15 protein-coding genes are annotated in these 14,849 nt (G+C 46.5%); all 15 read right to left on the bottom strand.

The window, feature by feature from the left end; translation table 11 throughout:
- Positions 1-12: 12 nt before the first annotated feature.
- On the bottom strand, positions 13-381 hold the full coding sequence (locus tag RRU94_RS09445; RefSeq protein ID WP_251271458.1) for a transcriptional regulator GutM: 369 nt from the start codon (positions 379-381) through the stop codon (positions 13-15).
- 178 nt (positions 382-559) lie between these two features.
- The gene (locus RRU94_RS09440; protein WP_410493006.1) at positions 560-1,288 is read right to left on the bottom strand and encodes an SDR family NAD(P)-dependent oxidoreductase; all 729 of its coding nucleotides are present in this window, start codon (positions 1,286-1,288) and stop codon (positions 560-562) included.
- Positions 1,281-1,952, bottom strand: coding sequence for an SDR family NAD(P)-dependent oxidoreductase (locus RRU94_RS09435; RefSeq protein ID WP_315693939.1), 672 nt, complete (start codon positions 1,950-1,952; stop codon positions 1,281-1,283). Before RRU94_RS09435 ends, RRU94_RS09440 begins: the two co-directional genes overlap by 8 nt.
- 11 nt (positions 1,953-1,963) lie before the next feature.
- Positions 1,964-2,992, bottom strand: coding sequence for a zinc-dependent dehydrogenase (locus RRU94_RS09430; protein WP_315693938.1), 1,029 nt, complete (start codon positions 2,990-2,992; stop codon positions 1,964-1,966).
- Positions 2,989-3,423 carry a hypothetical protein gene (locus RRU94_RS09425; protein ID WP_315693937.1) on the bottom strand — a complete coding sequence of 145 codons (435 nt, stop codon included), beginning with the start codon at positions 3,421-3,423 and terminating at the stop codon, positions 2,989-2,991. Before RRU94_RS09425 ends, RRU94_RS09430 begins: the two co-directional genes overlap by 4 nt.
- A gap of 57 nt (positions 3,424-3,480) precedes the next feature.
- Positions 3,481-3,759, bottom strand: a complete 279-nt coding sequence (locus RRU94_RS09420; RefSeq protein ID WP_315693936.1) for a PTS sugar transporter subunit IIB — start codon at positions 3,757-3,759, stop codon at positions 3,481-3,483.
- A gap of 19 nt (positions 3,760-3,778) precedes the next feature.
- A complete protein-coding gene (locus tag RRU94_RS09415) occupies positions 3,779-5,185 on the bottom strand; it encodes a PTS galactitol transporter subunit IIC (protein WP_315693934.1) in 1,407 nt (468 codons plus the stop codon).
- Positions 5,186-5,227: 42 nt separating this feature from the next.
- Positions 5,228-5,707 carry a PTS sugar transporter subunit IIA gene (locus RRU94_RS09410; protein ID WP_315693932.1) on the bottom strand — a complete coding sequence of 160 codons (480 nt, stop codon included), beginning with the start codon at positions 5,705-5,707 and terminating at the stop codon, positions 5,228-5,230.
- A complete protein-coding gene (locus RRU94_RS09405) occupies positions 5,670-7,781 on the bottom strand; it encodes a BglG family transcription antiterminator (protein ID WP_315693931.1) in 2,112 nt (703 codons plus the stop codon). Before RRU94_RS09405 ends, RRU94_RS09410 begins: the two co-directional genes overlap by 38 nt.
- A 159-nt stretch (positions 7,782-7,940) precedes the next feature.
- Positions 7,941-8,885 (bottom strand): sugar-binding transcriptional regulator, encoded by a 945-nt coding sequence (locus RRU94_RS09400; protein WP_315693930.1) that lies wholly within the window; start codon positions 8,883-8,885, stop codon positions 7,941-7,943.
- A gap of 163 nt (positions 8,886-9,048) precedes the next feature.
- Positions 9,049-9,990 carry a sugar-binding transcriptional regulator gene (locus tag RRU94_RS09395; RefSeq protein ID WP_315693928.1) on the bottom strand — a complete coding sequence of 314 codons (942 nt, stop codon included), beginning with the start codon at positions 9,988-9,990 and terminating at the stop codon, positions 9,049-9,051.
- Positions 9,991-10,010: 20 nt separating this feature from the next.
- A complete protein-coding gene (gene lpdA / locus RRU94_RS09390) occupies positions 10,011-11,396 on the bottom strand; it encodes a dihydrolipoyl dehydrogenase (RefSeq protein ID WP_315693927.1) in 1,386 nt (461 codons plus the stop codon).
- Between the two features lie 12 nt (positions 11,397-11,408).
- Positions 11,409-12,740, bottom strand: coding sequence for a dihydrolipoamide acetyltransferase family protein (locus RRU94_RS09385; RefSeq protein WP_315693925.1), 1,332 nt, complete (start codon positions 12,738-12,740; stop codon positions 11,409-11,411).
- Positions 12,741-12,755: 15 nt separating this feature from the next.
- Positions 12,756-13,763 (bottom strand): alpha-ketoacid dehydrogenase subunit beta, encoded by a 1,008-nt coding sequence (locus tag RRU94_RS09380; protein ID WP_315693923.1) that lies wholly within the window; start codon positions 13,761-13,763, stop codon positions 12,756-12,758.
- A 20-nt stretch (positions 13,764-13,783) separates the two neighbouring features.
- Positions 13,784-14,767, bottom strand: coding sequence for a pyruvate dehydrogenase (acetyl-transferring) E1 component subunit alpha (pdhA, locus tag RRU94_RS09375; protein ID WP_315693921.1), 984 nt, complete (start codon positions 14,765-14,767; stop codon positions 13,784-13,786).
- Between the last annotated feature and the right edge of the window lie 82 nt (positions 14,768-14,849).

Below are 14,849 nucleotides of genomic sequence, written 5' to 3'. Positions count from 1 at the left end.
GTATAATGAAAGTTAAACGGTTACAGCCGTATTCATTTGCTGTTTAATTTTATCAGTGGCCATTTCGAGCGACTTTTCCCATTGTTCATCATGCAGTACGGAAATATGCTGACCTATAAACCGCTTACATTTTTTAAATTTAGCAAAAACCGTGACACCGCTCATTACCCGGCATTCTTCAACAATCCCTTGTTCATTTGTAACAAGAATCAGCACGGTACCGGAACCAAGTTTCTTTTTCTCAACACCAACACCTAAGTAACCGCTTTCTCTTCTGCTCATATGTTGAATCGTCATTCGATAATGCTTCATCTGACGCATGGTCAAATAAATTTGAAGCAGCCATAAAACGACAAACCCCGCAAGAAGATAACCCCACATTGAAGATCACCCCTTTACATTTGTTCTTATACGTTACCTTTGTAATGATTGTAGTCCATCCTATGAATTAAAGTCAACAGTAATTCACGGATTTTATGAAAAAATTTTCAGACAAAAGGAAACACGCTATTTTTACAACGGTTCAATCCTGTTGCAAAAATAGCGTGTTTCCTTTTTATTAGTTTCCTTGATACGTTCTTCCGCCATCAAGAAGAAAGATTTGGCCATGAATATAATCCGCTTGAGCTGAACTAAGATACTGCACCAGTTCAGAAATATCGGACGGCCTGCCCAGTCTTCCGATCGGGATTTTATTTCTGACCGTTTGTTTTAGCTCGTCCGTTGGATAAAGTGAATCAAGCATTTGTGATTCAATGACTCTCGGGGCGATCACATTAATATTAATTTGGTGTTCTCCAAGCTCTTTCACAAGTGATCTCATAAGTCCAAATGCACCGCCTTTTGAGGCGTAATATTGAATGCCTCCTCCCGATCCTGTAATAGCAGAGCCAGAGCCGATAATAACGATTTTTCCTTTTTTTCTGCCTATCATGTGCGGTGCGGCGGCTTTGATGCTGAAAAACAGACCATGTAAGTTAACCGCCATTGTTTTTTGCCATAAAGCCCAGTTTGTTTCTTCCAGCTTCCCTTTTTTCGTTATGCCTGCCGAAAACACAAGCGTATCAATGCTTCCTATCTTATCGATAACTTGTTCGATCATTTCCGAGACGCTTTCCCATGAGCTGACATCTGCTTTAAATCCATGTATTTGATTTTGCTGGGTCATGTCTGTTAGAGCTGACTGGTCAATATCCGCCACAGCTGTACAGCATCCTTTTTCGGCAAAGTCTAAAGCAATCTGGTGTCCAATGCCTGCAGCACCTCCAATGATGAGTACATTATCCAACACTTTTCCCTCCATCAATGAGAATCGATTCGCCGCTTATATAGCCTCCATAGTCTGAACAAAGCAGCAGCGTCATGGCAACGGTTGAAGAAATGACCTGCTCATTTTCTTTTTCTTCCTTTGCCAACAGAGCAGGTGCTATGCCGCTGACACGTACGTTTTGCTCCTTATACTCACGGGCCAGGCCGCGCGTCATCGATTGTAATGTGCTGCTTGCCGCGGCAAAAGGAGGACCCCCTTCACCTGTCACTGCTGCGGATGATGAAATATTGATTACAATGCCGCCGTGTGCTTTTGCCATGTGCGGCATGATTTCCCGGCACATCAGAAAAGGCACATCCACATGGTATTGGAACAAAGACAGCCATTCTTCTGGATCCGTCTCCAAAAAAGACCGGGCTGGAGGGGCTGGAAAAGAATGAATTAAAATATCAATCTTTTTATCTTTTTCCAAAATACATTCTGCCAGTTTTTTCACTTTGCTCGGCTGCCGGACATCCGCTGCAATCACTTTGCTGGAGGGGCTCATCACGGTTTCTTTTTCTTGAAACACTTGATGCCACACTTTTGCACCTGCTTCAGCGAGTGCTTCACAAAGTGCTTGATTGATTGGGCTGATTCCTCCAATCAGCAGTACCGTTTTTTCCTGCAATGTAATATTCATAACACTTCTCCTTATGAAGGGGTAATGAGTACCTTGAGCACTTTTTCATTCGGATCGTGTGCACAGCGAATCGCTTCATGCAGCTGTGAAAGCGGAAAACGATGGGTCACCATTTTATCTGCTTGAATGATCCCTTGTTGAATCATTCGAAGTGCACTTTCATAGTTATAAGGGTTGGATGAATAAGAGCCGATTATTTTAATTTCATCATTAAAAAATCGTTCAGCTGGTATCTGTACGAACTCCTTTTTAAACGGAGCAAAAACAAGAATCGTGCCGCCTCTTCGCACGCATTCCATTGCTTGAGGAAGCAGGCTGCCTATCCCTGCAGAGATAATTACGTGGTCTGCTCCGTTTCCGTTCGTCAAACGCATCACCGTATCCAGCAGATCTTCCTCTTTACTGTTAACCGCACGATCTGCACCAAACTGAAGAGACTGTTCAAGCCGATAGGGATTAATATCACTGACAATGATTTGTCCGGCTAAAAGATGACGGGCAATTTGAACCTGCAGACAGCCAATTTGGCCGGCCCCTAAAATAAGAAGCGAGTCTCCCGGCTTGACTTGAATTGATTCAAATCCGTGCAGGCAGCAGGCCACGGGTTCGACAAGTGCTCCTTCTTCAAAGGTGACGCTGTCTGGCAGTTTTCCCACCGTGTGCTTAACGTGAAGCTCTGGTACACGAATGTATTCGGAGAAGCCTCCTGGATCCAGGTTGGTTTCTTTAAACTGCCTGCACAGGGTATACATTTTCCGCTGGCAGTAATGGCATGTAAAACAAGGTACATGATGGGCCACGAATACCCTGTCTCCTTCTTTAAAATTCGAAACCCCTTGTCCTGTTTGGACAATCGTACCGGATACTTCATGGCCGAGAATGCTTGATTCTGGTACGGATTCGTCAAGCACCTTGTGAATATCCGTGCCGCACAGTCCGCACACTTCCATTTTTAACAGCACTTCTCCAGGTCCTATTTCCGGAATGGCCCGCTGTTCGTATTGAATGGTTTGTTTATCATAGAAAACGGATGCCTTCATGCTCTTTTCACGTCCTTTTGGCTTTTCTGTTCTAAAAGGCTGAGGAGCTCCTTATAGTCATTCATTTCATGTGTAATCCAGTATCTGCCGCCTAAAATGCGCGGCTTGCCAAGCCGGATAAACGTCTTTCCCACATACTCATACTTCCGGATAAAAATAACACCCGCTTCTTCCCATGTGTACGTGTGGCTTCGGCCAAAGCCGCTGAAGGTAATCGACTGGTCGGTCACTTTTACACTCGATGGATTGTGAAGCCCGATAAAAGAAGACAAAAGAAGCACCGGCATTGTATATAGAATCAGCTCATTTAACGGAAACCTGTTTTCTGACAGCAATCCATAGATGGCCCAGACGAAAAGGCCAGCCATAACCAGCACTGGCAAAAAGATTGTCATGTTTTTTGATAATCTGCTGTACGTGTAAATAGACATCGAAAACACCTCCCCCATCGCATCATAAGAAGAGGGGAGAGTTCCCCCTCCGCCTTTTTATCCCAAGTACTGAATAATTTTTTCGATATCTGCGTCGATTCCAACACCTGTTAGAAAAGAAATGGTTTGAATAACAGGCGTGCTTCCCGCATCGCTGATTGGTGTAGTCGTGACAATCACATCGGCACCTGCTGCTTTATAAGGAACCTCTGATGCTTTACATTGCTCGACAACGACGTCATACCCTTTGTTTTTCAATGTCTCTTCTACTTTTTTAGCGACAACCGTTGACGTAGCGACTGCTGTTCCGCATGAAACCAATATTTTTTTTGCCATTCTTTATTCCCCCTAATAATTAATTAATGTTTTCAAGTTTTTTATCTGCTCCATTTTCGGGCTGTGCATCAAGGCCCATTTCCTTGGCGTACTGCTTGCGGATATCGTTGCGTACCCAGTACCAAAGCGAGGCGTACACAACGGCTGCGCCGATTGCGGCAAAGAAATAAGGATTAGACGGATCAAGCAGGCGAAGGATAATCCATGGAAGAACGTGTGATCCAAGGTCAATCCCCGAAATTAATGTGGCCCCTTCAGGGAAAGCAAAGCCGACTGCACGTCCCATCGTCGTTGCAAGATCTGCCAGGTTTGTTGCCAAAAAGAACACAATCATCAGCGTAAAGATACTGTTAATTAATCCGCGAATAATATTGCCTCTAGCAGCAGCAACTGCCCAGACAACGGTAAATGGAAGCACGGATAAATCAGCAAATGGAAGCATGTTGTTGTAAGGCAGAATCACTGCCAGCAGGATTGTGATCGGAACCATTAAAAGCGCTACAGCCATATTAGCCGGGTGCCCGATGACGATGGCTGTATCAAGCCCAATGTACACGTTTTTCCCGGGAAATTTCCGGTTAATATAATCGCGCGCGCCTTCCGAGATCGGGATAAGCCCTTCCATCAGCAGGGCAACCATTCGCGGCATTAAAATGAGGACAGCTGACATTTGCACGCCCAGCGTCAGAACGCCTTTCGCGTCATATCCGCCAAGAAGGCCAATTAACATCCCCAGCACAAGCCCCATAACAAGCGGTTCGCCGAAAATACCAAAGCGTTTTTTCAAGGTTTCAGGATCGGCATGCAGCTTATTCAGTCCAGGTATTTTGTCAATGACTCGGTTAGATGCATACATGAGTGGTGCAAAGTTAACGGTTTCGGAATGGGCCATCGATACACCCTTCAACCCGAAGTGATGCTCGATTGTCGGAGCCGTCCAGTCCGCCAGTTTCAAGGTAATCGCGGAAACAACCAGGCCGACTACAATAGCGAGCAGCATATTGTCGTACGCATAGTACGCAATAGAAGCGGCGAAAATAAGGTGCCAGAAATTCCAAATATCGACATTCAATGTTTTCGTCCAGTTTAACGAAAGCATAATTACATTCAATATGAGAATAAGCGGAATCATAAGCGGGGCCACCGGTGTACCGAATGAAATAGCCGCGCCGATCGGCCAGCCGACATCCAGGATGTCTAGGCTGAGCCCTAATGATTTGACCATGGCTTGTGTGGCAGGCCCGAGCGCTTCCATAAGCAGACCAATCACAAGATTAATTCCGACGAAGCCGATACCGATGGTTAAAGCCGCTCGGAACGACTTATTAAATCCCTGTTTTAAAATAAGTCCAAACGCAAGCATAATAATGGGAAGCATAATGGATGGCCCTAAATCTAATACAAAATCCACAACATCTTTAATCATGTTTACACCCCCTGATTAATATGAGATTAAAGCGCTTTCACCTTACTTTATTTCGATAAGCTGCAATTTATTATTCAGCAGCTCGACAATTTTTTCTTCTGCCTCGGCATTTTTAATGGCTTCCATCGCTTGTTCATCCTGAAAAACATTCATCAGCCGCTGCAGCATGGCCAGCTGCTTTTTCGGATCAGAGATTGCCAGCATCAGTACAATATCGACACTAATTTGTGTGTCCGGGCTGCCCATCATATTGAATACAACCGGGTTTTGCAGGACACTGACCGCGATAGCCGGCTTTAACACATGCTCTGAGTCCGTGTGCGGAATGGCCACACCCATTTTTGAAAGCGGCAATCCGGTCGGGTAGATTTCCTCCCTCTTCAACACGGCTTCTAAAAAAGATTCCTTTACATACTGGTGTGTATGCAGTTTTTCAAACAAGTGCTCAATAACAGCTGAGCTTGAGCGGTGATTTGCTTGAAGTTCAATCAGCTGTTTCGTTAAGGTAATGTGACTGTCCATTTTGCTCACCCTTTTCTATACACATTTTAATTCTCCCGGCAGCGTCCGCTTTGCTTTTTGCTTTTGCTATTCGCTGAACTTCTTCGTGCTCAAGCGCCAGCTGTGAAAGCTGAAACAATGCTCGAATATGCTTTTCTTTGTCTTTTGCCGCGATCACGACCACTAAATGAATATGAAAATGGTCTGAAAATGGCACACCATCCTCGATGCACAGCAGGCCCATCGCTGTTTCGTGCACGCCTTTTTCCGGGCTCGCATGAGGGATAGCGACATGTTTTCCCAAAACCATATAAGGATTTTCGTAGTTGTGTTCTTTGATCATCGCTTCTGTGTATTCCGGCTCGATTTTCCCGGCTTGAACGAGCGGAGCTGCGGCCAGACGGATGGCTTCTTTCCAATCGGACACAGACGGGACAATGGTCAGCGTGCTTTCGTTGATAAAATGGGTCAAGTCCAGCCGCTCCTGTTTTTTCAGCGTTTGAATTCCTGCCCCTGCCTGCTTCGCCTCGAGCAGTGTCTGTAATTCTTTTTTTAGCTTTTTTTCGTCTTTGATCTGGCCATACTTGTGAATAATTGAAAAAATTTCTTCCACATTCAGGGCGGATGGCACATATCCATATAACTCCTGCATCACCCGTTTCCTAAGCTGCATTTTCTCTTCTTCCGTCGGCAGCTGCTTTACAATAAACAGGGGTTTATCCGTCAGCAGTACATGCGGGGCAAAAACCAATTCGTACTCGCGCGTATACTGCTGAAATTCTCTGATCGATAGAGAATCCCAAAATAAAAACTCCGGAAAAATGGTTTGAAGTGTTTGTCTCATCAGCTTTGAAACTGACAATCCGTTTGGACAAACCACGACCGCCCGTATTTTGCTGTCGATCCGGTCCCCCTGCCGTTCGAGCCATCCCCCTATAAACATCGTTAAGTAGACGATCTCACTTTCTGGAATGGGCTCTCCAATCAGTTCTTCTAACGGCGCGATAGACTGCTTAATTAAAAAATGAAGTTCTCCAAATTCTGCATCAATTTTTTCGGCGTACTGGTTAGAAGTGGTCAGATGATACTTGATCCGGTAATAAGCCGGCTTCATATGAATAAAAATAAGCCGGGTTAAGTTTTCTTTTTCCTTTAGCTCAATGCAGGCATTTTTTTCAAACAAGTGCAAGGTGGTTTCTACTGCTTTTACGAGTTCAGGAAGATCTGTATCTGTCAGGACCTCATAGGAAGAAACATTGGATGCCAGGAGGTTTAAGGCGATAAACAGCCGCTCTTCCCTTGGAATGGTTTTATCACCTTGCAAAAGCAGCTCGACCGCCTGATATTCTTTCGTATCTGACAGTTCCTCGTAATGAATACAAAATGCCGCATCAATTCGTTCAAATTGCTCAATTCTCTCCAGTGTAATCGCAAGGATGTAAGGAAGCTGCTTCATTTTTTCGTCGGTAAACGTTAAATTCAACTGCTGTTCTACTTGCTCAAGCCATTGCTGAATATCCGCTTTTCTTTGTTTATGAATTTCTTTGACACTTTCAAGAGCCCATTCCCCATGCTCTTTTTCAAGTATTCTTTGCACAAGATGAATCAGAAATTTTCTTTTTTGAATCTCACTTCCGATCATTTCGTACCCGCTCTGCCGGGAGTAACCTACTTCAAGACCGTGCGGCTGCAGCAGCGTTTGAGCCATTTTCAAATCATTTAAAATGGTATTCTTGCTTACACATAGAGCACTGGTAAAATGGATAAGCGACAATTCCTCCCTTTTGCTTAAAATCATAAGTAAGATGAGCTCTGACCGTTCATTCTCAGAAAAAATGTACGGCTGCCCGGCGGCCTCTGCTTGATGATCCATTTTAAAGTAAGAGCGGACTTCTGTTTGAATGATAAAAAATCCGTTTTTTGTCCTTTCAATAACAGGCAAATTATTTGAGGTCAGCCAGCTGTTAATTTTGTTAATACTGTAACCGACCTGGCGCCGGCTCAGCCCGTACTTTTCCTCTAAATCCTTGTTTTTAACATGAGGATTGAAAACGAGGTCTTTTAACAATAAGCTGCTTCTTTCGTCCAGATACATCAATATGACCTCCTTGCTTAATTACATGCTATCACGATTTTTTCTAAAAATGTATGCGTTTTCATCACAGTTTTTATCCTTCGCTTTGTACACAATTGTGCTGAAACAAAACAAATGAAAAAACTGCCAGAAACCTCCGGCAGCTTAAACGGCAATGATTTAGTTTAAAAGAGCTAATGCGGTTTGTTCATCGGTAATGAGCGTTTGTACGTAGCCGCCTTTCAGGGCTGCTTCGATGCTTTCCGCTTTGTAGGTTCCCTCGACAATGCCGATCACGTACGGAATGTTCTTTAAGTCTCTCAGCCGGAGACCGATAATCCGCTTGTTTAATTCATGTTCAATCGGGACACCATCCTGATCGAAAAAGCGGGAACCGATGTCTCCGATGGCTCCTGCTTTTTTCAAGCTTTGGATATCTGTTTCATGGATATAGCCGATGTCTTTCATCGTAGATCCCTTGTGCGGGTTCCCGATTCCAACAATCGCTACTTCTACATTTTTTCCTTCTTCGAGCACCTGGGCAATATCCTGCATTTGTACGAGCCGCTCAGTTAATTCGACTGATTCTACAATGGCAGGTGCGTACAAGTATGAGCAGGTGCCGTTCATTTTTTTCGCCAGCTCGTACGCCAGCTGGTTGGCATGAATCTCTACACTTTTTGTTCCCATGCCGCCGACAAGCGGCACAATATTCATATTCTCCCGCCGCTCAAATGGATATTCCTTTACAAATTCAGACAGTGTCGTCCCCCAGGAAATGCCGAGCCGCTCCACATCTGTTTTTAAATGACGTGACACATAATGAGCAGCAGCCTGCCCGACCGCACGGCGCACCATATCTGGTGTAAAACCGACCGATGGAACTACTACGGTATCTTGAAGACCGAACTTTTCTTCCAATCCTTTCTCCAGCTCTACCGTATGCACACTTTCGTCTTTTATGTACACTTCTACTATGCCGGCGTCCTTTGCCCGCTGCAGCATTTTAGAAATCACTGGACGGGACACCCCGACTTTTTTGGCAATCTGCTGCTGTGTCCAGCCTTCCGTATAATATAAATTCGCCACCTTCACAAGTTGACGGCGCTCTTCCCAGCTTAACATTGAAATCCCTCTTTTTGTTTATGTCATAAATAATGTGCAGGACGTAATACGTCTCTTTCTATTTTATTATAACAATTACACGCAAAAATGAGAGCGTTTTCTTTAAGAAAAGGAAGAAAAAGACACACCTTGTTTCAGATGTGTTCTTTTGTAAGCGCCTCAATCAATTGTTCAGAAGCGCCATGGCCAAGCCTTCATCAATGACTAATACATTGACGATTCCGCTTGCGAGAAGACCCTTCATGCTTCTTTGTTTATTCGTTCCATCTGCCACCGCCATGACGGATGGAATTTGTTTAAGCTGCTCAAGCGGAATGCCGACCACTCTGTTGTTAAAAGGGTGATCAATGGCGGAGCCGTGGTCATTAAAAAAACGAAATCCAACATCACCCGCTGCTCCTGCTTCTTTAAGAGATTCCGCTTCTTCTTTACGAAGGTAGCCTACTTTCTCAAGCGTCGAATCTTCGTGCGGATTGCCTACGCCGATAATCGCCATTTCCACACTGGCTCCTTCATGAAGTACACTTTTAATGTCAGCCATCTTCATAAAGTGATTTTTCATTTCTTCTGAATCCACAATCGCCGGTGCATATAAATACGAACAGGAGGCGCCGCTTTTTTTCGCCAGCTCATAAGCCAGGTGATTCGCGTGAATATCGATCGATGCCCTTCCCATCCCGCCTTCAAGCGGGACAATGTGCAAATCCGGACGCTTATCAAACGGAAAATGCTTCACGAGCTCCGCCACAGTGGTTCCCCAGGAAATACCGAGGCGGTTCACATTCCTGGTTTTTTTAGCGGCATAGTACGCACCGGCTGCTGCAACAGCACTTTTCATAGAATGGCCCTGCGCCCGGCTTTGAGGCACGACAACTGCTTCGTCAAGGCCGTATACTGCTTCAAGCCGCTGTTCCAAGGCAACTGTGTGAACCGTTTCATCCTTAATAAACACTTCGACAATTCCCGCATCCTTTGCCCGCTGAAGCAGCCGGGAGACAATGGGACGGGACATGCCGATTTGCTTGGAAATTTGCGCCTGTGTCCATTCATCGTGGTAGTAAAGCGAAGCAGTTTTCACCATCAGCTTTTGTTCGTCCCCTCCCATGTTCCTGCCTCCTTTTTTGGTTATGCTTGCTTCTTCAGCTTATTGACCGCGTGAACCGCTGCTTCAAAAAATGTTTCCGAGATCGTTGGGTGAGGATGAATCATTTTGGCTGCTTCATCCACTGTGCCTTCTAAATACATAAATGCAGAAGCCTCAGAGATCATTTCCGTTACGTGCGGGCCGGCCATCACCACACCGATGATTTCACCGTACTTCGCTTCGTACATGATCTTCGTAAATCCTTCCGGCTCGCCGGCTGCCAGCGCTTTTCCGCTTCCGGCAAAATCAAATTTCTCAACCCGTACGTCTATCCCCTGCGCTTTTGCTTCGTCTTCTGTTAAGCCAACCCCCGCAATTTCCGGCAATGTATAAATACAGCGCGGCATCACTTTGTAGTCGATCATATCTGGGACGCCGGCTGCATTGTTTGCCGCCACGACTCCTTCTGCACTTGCCGCGTGGGCCAGCTGCCAGCCGCCAATTACATCACCGACCGCGTAAACGTTCGGACTGCTCGTTTCCATTCGCTCGTTTACAGCGATAAACGGCCCATTCATGTTTAAGTTCAGCTCGCCGGTTGCAGATACATTCGGCCGTCTTCCTGTGCTGACAAGCAGTGTATCGGCTTCCACCTCAAACTCTTTTTCTTTCGCATCCACACAGGTGACGATTTTGATCCCGTTTTCTTCCCGTACCGACTGCACTTTCGCTTTTGTTTGAATCGCGACGCCTTTTTTCTTCAGCGCTTTTGCTAACAGCTTGGCAGCTTCCATGTCTTCTGTCGGTACAATTCGATCCGCTGCTTCAACGACCGTGACTTTTGACTTGAGAGAAGCGAAGATGCAGGCAAACTCTACACCGATCACCCCTCCGCCGATAATGACGACGGACTTTGGAATCTCTGGAATATCAAAAATCGTGTCACTCGTATCAAAGCGAACTGAGTCAAGGCCAGGAATCGGCGGTACAGCCGGTGTTGAACCGGTAGCGACGATCACTTTCGCCGCCTGAATCGTTTCTTCATCAGATTCCGTTTTGACCGCTACACGCCCGCCTTCTTTAACAGAGCCGAAGCCGTTATAGACATCGATTTTGCCCTGTTTCAGCAAAAACGCAATGCCGCCGCGCAGCCGTTCAATCACGTCATTTTTCCGCTTTTTCATTTTATCGAACGAAAGCGTCATTTCCCCGGTTTCAATGCCCCAGCTCTTCGCTTTTTCGATGGATTCTATGATTTCTGCATGCTTGAGCAGTGTTTTAGACGGAATGCAGCCGCGGTTTAAACACGTGCCGCCTAAAAAATCTGGTTCTACTAATGCTGTCCTTTTGCCAAGCTCTGCCGCGTGAAGCGCGGCGACATAGCCGCCTGGCCCGCCTCCTACAACGACGATATCGTATGATGTCATAAGTTACACTCCTTATACAAGCAGCTCATATGGATTTTCTAAAATGTCTTTAAGCTCCGTTAAAAAGGCGGCTGCCGGTGCCCCGTCAATCACACGGTGGTCAAATGACAAGCTGAGTGTCAGCATTGGCCGGATTTCAAGCGCTCCGTTTACCGCGACTGGCTTGTCCTGCATCCGTCCTACGCCCAAGATCGCGCTTTCTGGCTGATTAATGACCGGCGTAAACATATCAACGGCATACATCCCAACATTGCTGATCGTAAACGTAGACCCTTTCATTTGATCAGGGAGCAGCTTGTTTTCACGCGCCCGCTGGCTGATTTCTTTCGCATCCTGTGTCAGCTCCGCCAGCCCCTTAGCGAGCACATCTTTAATGACCGGCACCATTAAACCGTCCGCCACCGCTACGGCAAGGCCGAGGTGAACGTGGCCGTGCTGGACGATTTCATCGCCTTCAAGCGATACGTTGATTTCCGGATGCCTTGCCAGAGCAGCGGCTGTTGCTTTTATTAGAATTTCCGTGTATGACAAGCGGAAGCCCGTCTGCTTTTCCACAACTGGCAGAAGCGATGCACGCAGTTCTTTTACTTTTGTCATATCAATCTCGCTCGTCATCGTGACGTGAGGTGCTGTCTGCTTGCTTTGTACCATACGTTCAGCGATCACTTTGCGCATACCCGACATTTTTTTGCGCGTCGATGTATCCGCAGCAGGCGCTGTTGTGCGCTTGGCGGAAATCACATCTTGTTTCACGACTTTGCCATTGGCGCCGCTTCCCTGTACAGTGGACAAATCGACACCTTCTCCTGCTGCAACCTTGCGGGCAAGCGGTGTTGCTTTCGCCTCGACCGGACTGCCCTCTGCGTGAGCCGTTACATCTTTTTTATGCACGCGTCCATTTGGGCCGCTGCCCTGTACGTCACGAAGCTCGATTCCTTCTGTCCGGGCAAGATGCCGGGCGGCCGGTGTAGCCCGCGGCTTTTCGTCTGTGATCACTGCTTCTGCACTTCCCGCTGCAACAAGCTGCGGCTCTGGGTTTTCCGTTGGAGCGGCTTTTTCTGCTTCAGCACCCGATACACCTGGCGCTTCCTGTGGTACGTCTTCCCCTTCGGTTCCAATGTAGCCGATTACATGATTCACCGGCACCTGGTCGTCTTCTCCAAAGTATTTCTTTAATAAAACGCCTTCATCATATGACTCTACTTCAATATTGATTTTGTCGGTCATAATTTCAAAAAGCGGCTCGCCAATCTCGACGCTGTCTCCCTCTTCCTTAAACCATTGAAGGAGGGTTCCTGTTTCCATCGTGCTGCTCAGCTTTGGCATAAAGATTTCTTTCGCCATCGTTCTCCCTCCTTCTTACTTGTTTTTCACCGTTTCTTTTACTGCTGCCATAATATCCGGTACCTGAGGAATCGCTGCTTTTTCAAGTGTCGGATTGTACGGAATCGGCACTGCCAGTCCGCCCAGGCGCTTGATCGGCGCGTCTAAGTAGTCAAATGCTTCACTTTCCGCAATCATGCTGGCGATTTCTCCGCCGATGCCGCCGCGCTTCACCGCTTCATGTACCACAATGAGACGTCCCGTTTTCTTAACAGACTTAATAATGGTTTCTTCATCGAGCGGCACGATCGTACGCGGATCCACTACTTCTACACTAATGCCTTCTTTTTCGAGCTCCGCTGCTGCTTCAAGCGCTTTATGAACCATAATGGCTGTTGCGACAATCGTTACGTCTGTTCCTTCCCGCTTTACATCAGCTTTTCCGAGCGGAATAGAGTATTGTTCTTCTGGCACATGACCAGATGTTCTATATAGTAACTTATGTTCATAGAAAACAACCGGGTTGTCATCATCCATCGCTGCCTTTAAAAGTCCTTTTGCGTCGTAAGCCGTAGAAGGCTGAACCACTTTCAATCCTGGAATATGGGCCATCCACGCTTCTAAGCTTTGTGAATGCTGGGCAGCCGCGCCTGTTCCAGATCCGGCCGGTGTGCGAAGCACCATTGGCACTTTTCCTTTACCACCAAACATATAACGTGTTTTGGCGGCCTGGTTGACCATCTGATCCATGGCAATTGTAATAAAGTCCGAGAATTGCAGTTCTAAAATCGGGCGCATCCCTGTCAAAGCCGCCCCGACCGCTGCTCCAGAAATCGCTGCTTCTGAAATCGGTGTATTGCGCACACGCTCCGGACCGAACTCTTCAATCATGCCGCGCGTTACACCGAACGCACCTCCGTATACTCCTATGTCTTCCCCAAGAATAAATACATCGCTGTTTTGGCGCATTTCCTGGCTCATGGCTTCCCGAACGGCTTCTAGATACGTAATTTCTCTTCCTGTTGCTGGCGTGGCTGTTGTCATGGTCTCCATCCCTCCTGTTTTTACGCGTATACGTCTTCTTCTAAAGTATCAATAGACGGTTCTGGACTCGCTTCCGCAAATCGCACCGCTTCTTCAATTTCCTGATTGGCTTCTTCCTGCAAGGCTTTCGCTTCTTCTTCTGTTAAAACACCTGAGGCAATCAGTGCTTCCTTAAACCGCTTAATGCCGTCTTTCGCTCTCCACTCGTTTTCCTCCTCACGCGTACGGTATTTTTTCGCATCGCTTTTTGAGTGGCCTTTCCAGCGGTATGTTTTCATTTCAATTAACGTCGGCCCGCCGCCTTCACGCGCCCGGTGCACAGCGTTGTCTACGCTGTTCATAATGTCGATCATGTCACAGCCGTCTACAATCTCTCCCGGAATTCCATATGCTTTCGCGCGGTCTGCAATATGTTCAACGCGGGTCATGTCTTTGACCGGGCCTGACATGCCGTACTGGTTATTTTCGCAAATAAACACAACCGGCAAATCCCAAATAGCCGCAAGGTTGACCGATTCATGGAAACTTCCTTCATTGGACGCCCCGTCTCCAAAGAAGCAAAGCACTACATAGTCTTCATTTTTCATTTTGGAGGTCAGAGCTGCTCCAACTGCAAGCGGAATGCCGCCGCCTACGATCCCGTTTGCACCCAAGTTGCCTTTTTCTACGTCTGCAATGTGCATCGAGCCGCCTTTTCCTTTACAGTAACCGGTTTCACGACCGAACAGCTCAGCCATCATTTTATTAACATCGCCTTCTTTGGAAATACAGTGTCCGTGACCCCGGTGTGTAGAGACAATTTTGTCCCGAGGCTCGAGTACAGCGATCGAGCCGGCTGCTGATGCTTCCTGTCCGACACAAAGGTGCGTCGTTCCATGAATAAGCCCCTTCGCAAAAAACTGGTCTACTTTCTCGTCAAAATAACGGATCAGCCACATTTCTTTGTATAAGTCTCTTAGTTTTTCATCCGTGATTGAAGTGGGCAGGTTTAATTTAGTTACCATGATTGTTCCTCCCTTTACTTTTGTTCTCATGTGTTACATTTGTAAATAGCATATAACCTTCTCTTCTTTTCGTCAAGAGTTT

The organism is Domibacillus sp. DTU_2020_1001157_1_SI_ALB_TIR_016, assembly GCF_032341995.1.
GTDB classification, from domain to species: domain Bacteria; phylum Bacillota; class Bacilli; order Bacillales; family Domibacillaceae; genus Domibacillus; species Domibacillus indicus_A.
The sequence above is the reverse complement of the archived record's forward strand: the minus strand, read 5'-3'. Positions and strand labels throughout refer to the sequence as shown.

Excerpts from the sequence above, each read along its gene's own strand:
- RRU94_RS09400 (WP_315693930.1), bottom strand. The coding sequence starts at position 8,885 with ATGTTAAGCTGGGAAGAGCGCCGTCAACTTGTGAAGGTGGCGAATTTA.
- RRU94_RS09385 (WP_315693925.1), bottom strand. The coding sequence starts at position 12,740 with ATGGCGAAAGAAATCTTTATGCCAAAGCTGAGCAGCACGATGGAAACA.
- RRU94_RS09430 (WP_315693938.1), bottom strand. The coding sequence starts at position 2,992 with ATGAAGGCATCCGTTTTCTATGATAAACAAACCATTCAATACGAACAG.
- RRU94_RS09435 (WP_315693939.1), bottom strand. The coding sequence starts at position 1,952 with ATGAATATTACATTGCAGGAAAAAACGGTACTGCTGATTGGAGGAATC.
- RRU94_RS09395 (WP_315693928.1), bottom strand. The coding sequence starts at position 9,990 with ATGGGAGGGGACGAACAAAAGCTGATGGTGAAAACTGCTTCGCTTTAC.
- RRU94_RS09380 (WP_315693923.1), bottom strand. The coding sequence starts at position 13,763 with ATGACAACAGCCACGCCAGCAACAGGAAGAGAAATTACGTATCTAGAA.
- pdhA (WP_315693921.1), bottom strand. The coding sequence starts at position 14,767 with ATGGTAACTAAATTAAACCTGCCCACTTCAATCACGGATGAAAAACTA.
- lpdA (WP_315693927.1), bottom strand. The coding sequence starts at position 11,396 with ATGACATCATACGATATCGTCGTTGTAGGAGGCGGGCCAGGCGGCTAT.
- RRU94_RS09415 (WP_315693934.1), bottom strand. The coding sequence starts at position 5,185 with ATGATTAAAGATGTTGTGGATTTTGTATTAGATTTAGGGCCATCCATT.
- RRU94_RS09410 (WP_315693932.1), bottom strand. The coding sequence starts at position 5,707 with ATGGACAGTCACATTACCTTAACGAAACAGCTGATTGAACTTCAAGCA.
- RRU94_RS09405 (WP_315693931.1), bottom strand. The coding sequence starts at position 7,781 with ATGTATCTGGACGAAAGAAGCAGCTTATTGTTAAAAGACCTCGTTTTC.
- RRU94_RS09425 (WP_315693937.1), bottom strand. The coding sequence starts at position 3,423 with ATGTCTATTTACACGTACAGCAGATTATCAAAAAACATGACAATCTTT.
- RRU94_RS09445 (WP_251271458.1), bottom strand. The coding sequence starts at position 381 with ATGTGGGGTTATCTTCTTGCGGGGTTTGTCGTTTTATGGCTGCTTCAA.
- RRU94_RS09420 (WP_315693936.1), bottom strand. The coding sequence starts at position 3,759 with ATGGCAAAAAAAATATTGGTTTCATGCGGAACAGCAGTCGCTACGTCA.